Annotated in this window: 11 protein-coding genes; 9 read left to right on the forward strand and 2 right to left on the reverse strand. The window is 35.7% G+C overall.

The window, feature by feature from the left end:
• Positions 1–33 precede the first annotated feature (33 nt).
• The 5 genes from CW357_RS07890 (at position 34) to nikC (ending at position 5,655) form a co-directional block, all read left to right on the forward strand.
• Positions 34–1,056: an ABC transporter ATP-binding protein gene (locus CW357_RS07890; RefSeq protein WP_119414489.1), complete on the forward strand. Its 1,023-nt coding sequence runs from the start codon at positions 34–36 to the stop codon at positions 1,054–1,056.
• Positions 1,028–2,017, forward strand: coding sequence for an ABC transporter ATP-binding protein (locus CW357_RS07895; protein WP_119414490.1), 990 nt, complete (start codon positions 1,028–1,030; stop codon positions 2,015–2,017). The genes CW357_RS07890 and CW357_RS07895 overlap by 29 nt, the downstream gene beginning before the upstream one ends.
• 25 nt (positions 2,018–2,042) lie before the next feature.
• On the forward strand, positions 2,043–3,656 hold the full coding sequence (locus tag CW357_RS07900; protein WP_124217753.1) for an ABC transporter substrate-binding protein: 1,614 nt from the start codon (positions 2,043–2,045) through the stop codon (positions 3,654–3,656).
• An 82-nt stretch (positions 3,657–3,738) separates the two neighbouring features.
• Positions 3,739–4,743, forward strand: a complete 1,005-nt coding sequence (locus CW357_RS07905) for an ABC transporter permease (RefSeq protein ID WP_124217754.1) — start codon at positions 3,739–3,741, stop codon at positions 4,741–4,743.
• A gap of 15 nt (positions 4,744–4,758) precedes the next feature.
• Positions 4,759–5,655 (forward strand): nickel transporter permease, encoded by an 897-nt coding sequence (nikC, locus tag CW357_RS07910; RefSeq protein ID WP_119414493.1) that lies wholly within the window; start codon positions 4,759–4,761, stop codon positions 5,653–5,655.
• 55 nt (positions 5,656–5,710) lie between these two features.
• Here the strand turns inward: nikC and CW357_RS07915 are convergent, their stop codons facing one another.
• On the reverse strand, positions 5,711–6,805 hold the full coding sequence (locus CW357_RS07915; protein WP_119414494.1) for an FUSC family protein: 1,095 nt from the start codon (positions 6,803–6,805) through the stop codon (positions 5,711–5,713).
• A 156-nt stretch (positions 6,806–6,961) separates the two neighbouring features.
• On the opposite strand from CW357_RS07915, the gene bcp reads away from it, so the two are divergent.
• The 3 genes from bcp to perR all read left to right on the forward strand — a co-directional run bounded on the left by bcp (position 6,962) and on the right by perR (position 9,076).
• Positions 6,962–7,435 carry a thioredoxin-dependent thiol peroxidase gene (bcp, locus tag CW357_RS07920; RefSeq protein WP_119414495.1) on the forward strand — a complete coding sequence of 158 codons (474 nt, stop codon included), beginning with the start codon at positions 6,962–6,964 and terminating at the stop codon, positions 7,433–7,435.
• Positions 7,436–7,438: 3 nt separating this feature from the next.
• On the forward strand, positions 7,439–8,383 hold the full coding sequence (locus CW357_RS07925; RefSeq protein WP_124217755.1) for a D-2-hydroxyacid dehydrogenase: 945 nt from the start codon (positions 7,439–7,441) through the stop codon (positions 8,381–8,383).
• A 246-nt stretch (positions 8,384–8,629) separates the two neighbouring features.
• A complete protein-coding gene (perR, locus tag CW357_RS07930; RefSeq protein WP_199670647.1) occupies positions 8,630–9,076 on the forward strand; it encodes a peroxide-responsive transcriptional repressor PerR in 447 nt (148 codons plus the stop codon).
• A gap of 120 nt (positions 9,077–9,196) precedes the next feature.
• On the opposite strand, the gene CW357_RS07935 is transcribed toward perR, so the two are convergent.
• On the reverse strand, positions 9,197–9,580 hold the full coding sequence (locus CW357_RS07935; protein WP_119414498.1) for a YgzB family protein: 384 nt from the start codon (positions 9,578–9,580) through the stop codon (positions 9,197–9,199).
• 132 nt (positions 9,581–9,712) lie between these two features.
• On the opposite strand from CW357_RS07935, the gene CW357_RS07940 reads away from it, so the two are divergent.
• Positions 9,713–10,588 (forward strand): nucleotidyltransferase-like protein, encoded by an 876-nt coding sequence (locus tag CW357_RS07940; protein WP_119414499.1) that lies wholly within the window; start codon positions 9,713–9,715, stop codon positions 10,586–10,588.
• The last annotated feature ends 242 nt before the right edge of the window (positions 10,589–10,830 follow it).

Here is a 10,830-nt window from a genome sequence, read left to right on the forward strand (position 1 = left end):
TAATAGAATATTTGCCTTTGAAGGAGGGAAAACGTGAATTCTCGAAAAGAACTTTTGCAAGTTAGGGAACTTGAAACAACGTTTTTTACAGATGATGGAGCCATACCAGCTGTTGATCATATTAGCTTTTCCCTTAAAGAAGGAGAGATTCTAGGTATTGTAGGCGAGTCTGGATGTGGGAAAAGTGTAACATCTCTATCTATTATGGGGCTTGTCCCATCGCCTCCAGGAAAAATTACAAGCGGGGAGATTCTACTAGATGGTAAAGACCTAACAAAGTTATCACAAAAAGAGATGCGCAAAATTAGAGGACAAGAAATCGCCATGATTTTTCAAGAGCCTATGACATCATTGAATCCTCTATTTACCATTGGTAATCAGTTAACAGAGGCGATATTAATTCATCATAAAAGTTGGTCAAAGAAAAAAGCTTCTGCACGTGCAGTTGAAATGATGAAATTAGTCGGTCTTCCAAGAGCTGAGGAATTATTAAAAGAATATCCTCACCAATTGTCGGGAGGTATGCGTCAACGAGTCATGATTGCAATGGCGCTCGTATGCGATCCGAAAATTTTAATCGCAGATGAGCCAACGACTGCACTAGATGTAACGATTCAAGCGCAAATTTTGCAACTGATGAAGGATTTAAATGTGAGACTAAATACAGCTGTCATGCTTATCACTCATGATTTGGGCGTAGTTGCGGAGACATGTGAACGAGTGATTGTTATGTACAATGGACAAATTGTAGAAGAGGGACCTGTTGAACTTATTTTCAAAAATCCTGAACATCCATATACAAAAGGACTTATCCACTCTGTCCCGGATATGCGATTTAAAAAACAACGTCTCTTTTCAATTTCGGGAAATGTACCGAAGCCTGGAACTGTTAAACAGGGATGCCGTTTTGCTGCACGCTGTGAATATGCATTTGATCGTTGCCAACAAGAAAATCCTAATTTATACCAAACAGCCGAACAACATAAAACAAGATGCTTCTTGAAGGAAGGAAAGGAGGCGTCTTTGGATGACAGAACCGCTATTGAAAGTAAATAATTTAAAAAAATATTTTCCTATCCGAAAAGGAATCCTTGGAAGAGAACAAGGAAGTATTAAAGCAGTAGACGATGTTTCCTTCTATGTGAACGAGGGAGAAACGTTAGGAATAGTAGGAGAGTCAGGTTGTGGGAAATCAACTACTGGCAGAATGATTATGAGATTACTAGATCCAACAGAAGGATCGATTGAATTTGAAGGTAAGGATTTAGCCAAATTATCAAATGCAGAAATGCGTAAGGCTAGACGAGAAATTCAAATGGTCTTTCAAGATCCTTATGCTTCTTTAAACCCCCGACATTCTATTGGAAAAATTTTAGAGGAGCCTTTGATTGTTCATGGGCTGGGGGATTCAAAAGAAAGAAAAAGACGAGTAAATGAGTTATTAGAAATAGTAGGCCTATCTAGTTATCATGCAAAACGTTATCCTCATCAATTTAGTGGAGGACAAAGACAACGTGTTGGAATAGCTCGTGCCCTTATGACGAATCCAAAACTGATTATTGCCGATGAGCCCGTATCAGCTTTAGATGTATCTATTCAAGCGCAAGTTCTAAATTTAATGCAAGATTTACAGCAAGATTTAAAGCTTACGTATATCTTTATCGCACATGATTTAGGAGTGGTGCGACATATTAGTGATCGCGTAGGAGTAATGTATCTAGGGAAGATGGTAGAACTAGCAGAAAGTGAACAACTATATAATCAGCCGTTACATCCTTATTCGAAAGGGTTACTTTCTGCAGTGCCTGTACCAGATCCGGATTTTAAAAGAGAACAAATTTTACTAACTGGGGATATTCCTAGCCCCTCTAACCCACCAAGGGGTTGTACTTTCCATACGCGTTGTCCATTCAAAATGGATGCCTGTACATCCGAAGTGCCGGGGTTAGTGGAAGTGGAGAAAGGTCATTCTGTTGCCTGTCATCTTTACGATGAACGGTTCAACAATGATATATAAATTATTCAAACATGGGGGTTATTGAATGAAGAAAAAGAGGTTATTGTCTTTAGGTTTGCTATTAGTTTTAGTACTATCCACTATTCTAGCTGCTTGTTCATCTGATAAAAAAGATGATGCAACTGGCAACAAAGATTCTGGTGATAGCAAAAAAGAAAAAATACTCGTGTTCGGTCGTGGGGGAGACTCTGTATCACTGGATCCGATTACAGTTACAGATGGCGAATCATTTAAAGTAACGCAAAATGTTTTTGAAACACTGATTAACTTTGGTGAGCAAGATACAAAATTACAACCAAATCTTGCAACAAAATGGGAAGCTTCTGAAGATGGTTTAACTTATACGTTCGAACTTCAAGAAGGGGTTAAATTCCATGATGGAACAGACTTCAATGCCGAAGCTGTTGTGAAAAATTTTGAACGCTGGATGAGTGGAGATGCAGAAAAATTCCCTTATTTTGCATCCATGTTCGGTGGATTCAAAGGTGACAAAGAAGCAGTGATTAAAGAAGTAAAAGCAGATGGAGATTATAAAGTAGTAATCACTTTAAATCGTGCCCAAGCTCCATTCTTAAAAAACTTAGCTATGAGCCCATTCGGTATTGCGAGTCCTACTGCATTTGAAAAGGAAGGGGATAAATTTGGGGATAATCCAGTAGGTACTGGACCATTCAAATTTGTATCTTGGAAACGTAATGATTCTGTGACAATTGAGAAAAACAAGGATTATTGGAAAGAAGGACTTCCAAAACTAGATAAAGTCATTTTCCGTTCAATTCCAGATAACTCAGCACGATTAAATGCTTTAAATACTGGTGAAATCGATTTAGCTGATGGCATTATTCCATCAGATGCAGCTTCAATCCAAAGTAATTCGAAATTACAAATCTTTGAACGACCATCTATGAATGTTGGTTACCTAGGTTTAACTGTTACTCGTCCACCATTCGATAATGTAAAGGTTCGACAAGCTGTAAACCATGCAATCGATAAACAAGCAATTATCGATGCATTCTTTGAAGGAAAAGCTGAAATAGCGAAAAATCCAATGCCTTCAGTTATTGAAGGATATAACGACGAGGTAAAAGGCTACGATTATAATCCTGAAAAAGCGAAAGCACTATTAAAAGAAGCAGGCTATGATGGGAAACAAATTGAACTTTGGGCAATGCCTGTACCACGTCCATATATGCCGGATGGACAAAAAGTGGCAGAAGCAATTCAAAAGAACTTAGCTGATGTAGGGATGAAATCGAAAATCGTTTCTTATGAATGGGCTACTTATCTTGATAAAGCAGCTAAAGGAGAAGCAGATGCCTTCTTACTTGGCTGGACAGGTGATAACGGGGATGCTGATAACTTCTTATACACTTTACTAGATGAAAGTAATATCGGAAGTAATAATTATACGTTCTTCAAAAACAAAGAAACTCATAAATTACTATTAGAAGCACAAACAGAAACAGATGAAGCAAAACGTAACGAATTATACAAAAAAGCACAAGTTATTTTGGCAGAAGAGGCACCATGGGTCCCACTTGCTCACTCTACACCATTGTTAGCAGGTAAAGCAGATATCGTAGACTTCAAACCGCATCCAACTGGTTCTGATATCTTGTCAAAAATAGATTTTAAATAATTTAAAATAAATGGAATGAAATCGCCTTTTACTTTTTTGGTAGAAGGCGAGTTTTTTAAGTGAAAGGAGGAGGAGTGAAAGTATGCTTCACTATATCGGTAGAAGGCTTTTACAGCTGATTCCAGTTTTGCTCGGAATGACATTTATCGTATTTTTGATAATTCGTGCGATTCCGGGAGATCCTGCGCAAGTTATATTAGGACAACAGGCAACGAAAGAAGCTGTCGCAGCATTACGAGCAAGTTTGGGATTAGATAATCCTTGGTATATTCAGTATTTTCACTATTTAGGTGATTTATTAACAGGTAATTTAGGGGAGTCCATGCGTACAAAAGTGCCGGTAGCAAGTGAGCTTTGGCCCTACTTAGGTGCAACATTGGAGTTATCGCTATGTGCCATCATTTTAGCAGTTATTATTGGTGTCAACGCAGGAATCATTTCTGCTTGGTTCCAAAATTCGTGGTTTGACTATGCTGCAATGATCATCGCTTTAATAGGTGTATCGATGCCAATTTTCTGGTTAGGTTTAATGGAACAATGGATATTCGGTATTCAATTGGACATGCTGCCGACATCTGGTCGTGACGATGCACGAAATCCAGTCAATCCAATCACTTATTTATATATTATTGACACCATTATCCAAGGACGCTTTGATCAATTGGTTGTCGTTATACAACATTTAATATTGCCAGCGATTGCTTTAGCAACGATACCGATGGCTATTATCGCTCGTATGACTCGTTCAAGTATGCTTGAAGTAATGCGTTCTGATTATGTACGTACAGCACGTGCAAAAGGACAAAAAATGTTTTGGGTTGTGTACAAGCATGCTTTAAAAAATGCAATCATTCCAGTATTAACAGTAATCGGTCTACAAATGGGTATGTTACTTGGGGGAGCTATTTTGACAGAAACTATTTTTAGTTGGCCAGGTATTGGACGATATATCTATGATGCAATTGGTTTCCGTGACTATCCAGTTATACAGTCTGGTATATTAGTGGTTGCTTTTATGTTCATCATGATTAATTTATTAGTAGATATTTTGTACAGTATTATTGATCCAAGGATTAAGTATAACTAAAAGGAGGAGTCCAATATGTCTCAAATGGCGCCAAACTTACCCTCAAATGTCGAAGCACAGCAAGAAAAATCATCTGGTCCATGGAAAGAAGCATGGCGTAGTTTTAAGAAAAATAAAATTGCGCTAGTTGGTGCAATTATTGTGGCCTTCTTCATTATTTTAGCTTTATTTGGTCCACTAATCGCACCTCAAGGTATTAATGAGCAACAGTTAAGTGAACGATTGAAAGCACCATCCACAGATCATTGGTTTGGGACAGATGACTTTGGACGAGATATCTTTTCACGAATTGTTCATGGAGCAAGGCTTTCTTTAATGGTTGGTTTTCTTTCGGTAATTGGCTCAGTTGTAATTGGGAGTGCTTTAGGAATTATTGCAGGTTATTATGGGCGTTTTATCGATGCGATTATTTCACGTATATTTGATATTTTACTAGCGTTTCCTAGTATTTTACTAGCGATTGCGATTGTTTCAGTTTTAGGTCCTTCACTAACGAATGCCCTTATAGCTATTGCAATTATTAACATTCCAAACTTTGGTCGGCTTATCAGGTCAAAAGTATTAAGTATTAAACAAGAAGAATATATTATAGCCGCAAAGGCAATAGGAATGAGTGATTTTCGATTATTATTTGCTCATATTTTGCCGAATTCAATGACCCCAGTAATTGTACAAGGGACACTGGCGATTGCTACAGCCATTATTGAGGCCGCAGCACTTGGCTTTTTAGGTTTAGGCGCACAAGCACCACAACCAGAATGGGGAAAAATGTTATCTGATGCAAGAGTATACTTAGTCAATGCACCTTGGACGATGATCTTCCCAGGTTTAGCGATTATGCTAACTGTACTAGGTTTTAACCTTATGGGAGATGGGTTACGTGATGCACTTGATCCAAAGATGAAGAACTAATAAAAACTGCAATTATCTTTTAAACTAAAGATAATTGCAGTTTTTTTATATGATCTTATAAAACTCGATCTTCTATATCTACTTTAAGTATTTCATGAGAATGATGGTTTTGGTAGCACATAATAAGAGTATCTAAATGTTCAAGGTTTTCTTCATAATCTAAAATACGAGAAAGAATATGCAGCAGATGATAGCTTGAAAATTCCTCTTCCTTTTCATCTTCATGGGCTAATACAATATGCTTTGCGAAGATGTCCATAACCTCATTACGTTGTAGATACTCTTCCTTTCCTACCCAAGTTGTATGTTCGTGTTTCAGTTTGCCGGTATATTTTAAAAATAATTGTTCATGATATGTTAATAGATAATCTAAACGTTCTTGTATCATTATTCGGAAACGTTCTGGCAAATTGGCCATTTCATTTTCATGTAAATGTAGACGATTTAGAACCTCTATGCTTTTCTTCGTTGTTAAAATCATTTGTCGATAGATGACTAACTTACGTGCTTTGATATATTTCTTTTTTCCAAAGTATACACGTTCTTCTTTATATAACTTATTTAATGTTTTGATACGTTCATAGCGCGCTTTCAAAGATCGCAATGACTGTTTTGTAGAAGTATGCTCGGAAGCTTGGCGTACAGCTAGACGAATCCAACGAATGATATCATCTTGTAGTATATTGATGGAAGCAAATAATCTCGTTTCATATTTTGGTGGTAAGAATAAGAGGTTGACAACAAAAGCTGCTAACACTCCAATCATTACTGTAGCAAAACGAATAAGACCAAATATCATGAATTGTTCGCCTTGAACTTCCATAATAACAATCATAGTAACAAGAGCTAGAGAAATACTATCTTCCAGTTTGAATTTGATCATAATAGCGAGTGTTACAATAGCAGCTAATCCAACAGCTACAAATTCATGACCAAATATGGAGCCGAATGCAACAGCTACAATGGCACCGATAATATTCCCTTGTATTTGTTCAATAATTGTTCTGTAAGAGCGATAAAGAGAAGGCTGCATTGCGAAAATAGCAGCGATTCCTGCAAATATGGGAGATGGACAATGTAAGGCTTTTGCTACAAACAAAGCTAATACAATGGCAACTCCTGTTTTTAATATTCGGGCACCTAATTTCATATGGGAAATGAGTAACCTCACTTTCTTAATTTTTATGTAAAACAAATGTGAGAATGTGTTTCATCGGATTGTATTACTTAATTGTAGTCAAATATTCTACAAAGTGCCAAAGAAATTGTTACAATATTAGAAAGTATATGAAGTGGAGGAGATAACATGTCAATGTTGGAAGGATTACAAGCACCTATGTTTTCGTTACAAAATGAAAAAGGAGAGGTGGTATCTTTATCTGATTATAAAGGGGAGAAATCTGTAGTACTCTACTTTTATCCGAAAGATATGACGCCTGGTTGTACGACGGAAGCATGTGATTTTCGTGATGCTCATAATGATTTTTCAAATTTAGATGCAGTAATTTTAGGGGTAAGCCCGGATGATGAAAGTAAGCATGTAAAATTTATCGAAAAACACGGGTTACCATTTTCTTTACTTGTAGACACAGATCATAAAGTGGCTGAAGCATATGGTGTGTGGAAATTAAAAAAAATGTATGGTCGCGAATATATGGGGATTGAACGCTCAACATTTTTGATCAACAAAGATGGCATTGTGGAAAAAGAATGGCGTAAAGTACGTGTTAAAAATCATATTGAAGAAGTATTAAATTATCTTCGTAACAAAGGGGAATAGAAGCTGATGATATACTTTACTTTTGATCCACGACCAGATTTAAAAGATGATTTGTTACGAGATTTTCCGGACCAGGAGTTTATATTCGAAAATAAGGTAGAAGAAAAGTATTTAAAAATTGCTGATATTCTTGTGACTTACGGTGAAGACTTAACAGAAGACCATATTGAAATTGCTGATAATTTACAATGGATTATGGTAGTTTCAGCAGGCCTTGAAAAAATGCCTTTACAAAAAATAGCAGAGCGAAATATTACTGTTTCAAATGTGCGAGGAATTCATAAAGTACCTATGGCGGAATCTGTGATGGCACATTTACTTGCGAACAAAAGGTCTTTACCATGGATTTACGAAAAAGAAAGAAATGCTGAATGGAATCGTAAGTCTAAATCGAAAGAATTGCGAGATTCTACGGCTCTAATCTTAGGGCCTGGAGCTATTGGGGGAGAAATTGGGCGATTATTACAATGTTTTGGTGTGAAAACAATCGGCTGCAATCGCTCAGGTAAAAAAGCTGACTACATGGATAAGATGACAACATTTGACGACTTACTCAAGGTGTTACCAACCGTAGATATTATAATCTCAATATTACCTAGCACTCAAGAAACACATCATTTGTTAAAAGCTGAACACTTTAAAGCGATGAAAGATAGTGCTATCTTCATGAATTTCGGACGCGGTGATTTAGTCGAGACGAATATTTTAAAAGAGGCGCTATTACAGAAAGAGATTGCTTTTGCTATATGTGATGTATTTGAAGAAGAGCCATTGCCTCAAAATCATCCGTTTTGGAAAATGGATAATATTACGGTATCGCCACATGTTTCGAGTCATTCCTCCCGTTACCTTGAACGCAGTTTCGAAATCTTTAAACCTAATCTAAGGAAATGGCTAAATGGAGATAAACAATTAGAAAATATAATTGACCCTTATAAAGGTTATTAAAAAAGAAATATAATAATTGAATAACTATCATTTCCAACTCACTAATTGAGAATTTTGTTGAGAAAACGGATGCTTTTACATAGTGGATTTCGTCTGCTCTTTTTTTGCAAATTTAAATTATATATGCCTATAAACAAACAAAATACGGTAGCAATAGGTAGAAATGTTGACATTTACACCACTTATTAAGTAAACTAATTATAACGATTACAAATAAATAATACTTATGAAGTGAGGTGCATGGCGATGTCTGAAATGCAATTGAAAAACGCTCTCGACACGCTAAAGACAACTGGCGTAAGGATCACTCCGCAACGTCATGCGATTCTTGAGTACTTAATCGAATCAATGTCACATCCGACTGCTGATGATATATATAAAGCATTAGAACATAGATTTCCTAATATGAGTGTTGCTACTGTATATAACAATTTACGTGTTTTCCGAGAATCAGGTCTTGTACGCGAATTGACGTATGGTGATAATGCTAGTCGTTTCGATTTCGTTACAAGCAAACATTATCATATAATTTGTGAGTCCTGTGGGAAAATTGTAGACTTTCATTATCCTGGTCTTGATGAGGTTGAACATCTTGCGGCTCACGTGACTGGTTTTAAGGTCAATTCTCACCGTTTGGAAGTATATGGTACATGTCCAGAGTGCGCTGAGAAAGAAGCTAAAACAGAAGAATGATAATTAGCATTTAGTAAGCTATACGCAGTGGTTAGCTGTTGTATAGCTTTTTTTCTGTGTGAAGTGTTGAACAATTTTGGTATTGAAAAACCTCGTCTCAAGTAGAAACGAGGTTCTTCGCTATTCTTTACTATCTTTTTTATGTTGTTTTGTTTTATTGTTATAATCTTGGTTGAATTCTTTTCCTTCTAAAGACTTGTCCAGTGTTAAGGGCTCGTTGCAAAACATGCACATATCTACACGGCCTAGCATCTTAGTATGTTTATGACAATTTGGACATTCAACCATAACAGCTTGTGTTGATAATAATCCAATCCAAGCGTAAACTACTGTACTAGCAATAATGCAAAGCATGCCTATAGCTATGAAAATCATGGCCACCCATTTATGGTCTCTAAATATAATAGCGCCATACATGACGATAAAGCCAATAAAGATCAAAGATAAAGCAAATGTACGAATTTTATTGATTTTACTTTTATAAGGTTTCTTATTAGATTTCATTTGTAAGCCTCCTAACCTAAAGCATACTAAAAACGGTAAAGTAAGGCAATATGAATTGAAACTTCTAAGAGGAATCTAAAATCCGCTGTCGAAAGATTATTTATAGAAAGATTTTATTCTAGGAGGATCATTATGGAACAACTACTTCGTCCGATATACCAAGAGCGTGCCAGTCAACCTAACACATTAGGAATCATTATAGTAGAAAAAAGAGAAGATGTTAGTCCTATTACTGACACATTTGATACCATTCTTTTAATTGTCACAAAAGAAAACAAAGTACCAGTATATACAAAACATTATACGTATGAAAGTAAAAAAGCAGCGATGCACATTATTACGGAAAAACAATTACATAAATGGCTATTAGTTGGAACTAATAAGAAACTAATCGATTGGATTTTATTTGGTAAAATCGTATTTGATCGAAATGAATATATTAGTGATCTAAAACAAAATCTAAAGGACTTTCCCTTCTATGGAAGAAACATTAAAATGGGTATTGAATTTGCAAAACTGATTCGTCATTATTTAGAGGGAAAAGTTTGTTTTGAAGACACTAATTTCTTAGACGCATACAATCACATGGTTGAATCTTTGCACCATTTGGCACGGTTAGCTGTTTTAGATAAAGGGCTATATCCTGAAGTAACAGTATGGTCACAAGTAAAACAGATTGATCCAGAAATTTATAAATTATATGAAGAACTAATAACAAGTGAAGAATCTATTCAAAAGAGATTAGAGCTTTTGTTCTTGGCTAGTGAATTCTTAATCCATTCTCGTACTGCTGATGGGGCTCGTCATATCATAAGTGTAATGTCTAAAAAAGAATACTGGACTATTCAAGAATTACACGAACAAGAAGAACTAAAGAATTACTCTGTTGACTTGGAAGTGTTTGTTGAGTTTTTAATTAGTAAAGGATATATTTTTGTAGAAAAAGTAGAAACGAAAGGTAACCGAATTTTCCACAGATATTATAAGATTGAACAAACGTCAATTTAGTTGTATAGTAAATACGATGCTTTTATATAGAATAAAAAAGTTTTTTAGAAAAAAGTGTTGACATATTCAAAGTAATTATTGTATTATATTAAATGTCGTTAAGACATACTAATTAAATCACAACTTAATCTTCTGAAAAACTTTTTTAAAAAAGTTATTGACATTGAATAAGTTAGATGATAAGATATAAAAGTCGTTAAGATGACGACAAGATATGAACCTTGAAAACTGAACAAGCAAGA

Origin of the sequence: Rummeliibacillus sp. TYF005, assembly GCF_003844195.1 — a bacterium.
Taxonomy (GTDB): Bacteria; Bacillota; Bacilli; order Bacillales_A; family Planococcaceae; genus Rummeliibacillus.